Genomic DNA, 625 nt, shown 5'->3' with positions numbered 1-625 from the left:
ATAAAGAATCCCATATATTTTTAACCAATGGACATTTAAGTAAATCAGAAGAAATTAAGAGGAGAATACGTGGCTATTATAGACGTTGGGGAGTAGAAGAAAGTTATAGATTTGAAAAGCAAGGCTTTGGCATAGAGAAATCAATAATAAGAAATTTTAATTCAATAAGGTCAATGCTTGGTGCAGTAATGCTTGCTTGGTCTGTACTGGTTGATATTAATGAAGATGAAATATTACGAGAAGAAGTAGTTCTTGCCTCAAAACCCGAAAAGAAGAAACGACCTCAGTTTATTTATTATACACTTTTAAGGGGTGTAAGAAATATTTTTGCTGGAGTTAAGACATTATATCTTCACAGGCGACGAAAGAAAAATAAACTAAAACAACTGACAATAGAAGATTTCTTGTTCCCAAAAAGTTCACTATGCCATATAGTATGAAAAAAACGGGGAGACTACAGAATTTGAGTTTGTATTGCAAATATGGTATTATTTAAAATAAAATAATATGATTATTTTGTCTTATCTGTTATTGCTGTATAATTTGTTACTATAAGGATTATCTTAATGAATAACGAAAGGATATTTATTGGAAGGCAGCCTATTGTAGATGCAAATCAATCTAT

1 pseudogene is annotated in these 625 nt (G+C 30.2%); it reads left to right on the top strand.

What is annotated here, in order from left to right:
• A pseudogene (locus LF845_RS11765) lies at positions 1 to 440 on the top strand (transposase); the annotation flags it as partial.
• Positions 441 to 625: the final 185 nt, after the last annotated feature.

The organism is Deferrivibrio essentukiensis (assembly GCF_020480685.1).
GTDB classification, from domain to species: Bacteria; Chrysiogenota; Deferribacteres; order Deferribacterales; family Deferrivibrionaceae; genus Deferrivibrio; species Deferrivibrio essentukiensis.
This window is presented reverse-complemented; position numbering and strand designations above follow the sequence as displayed.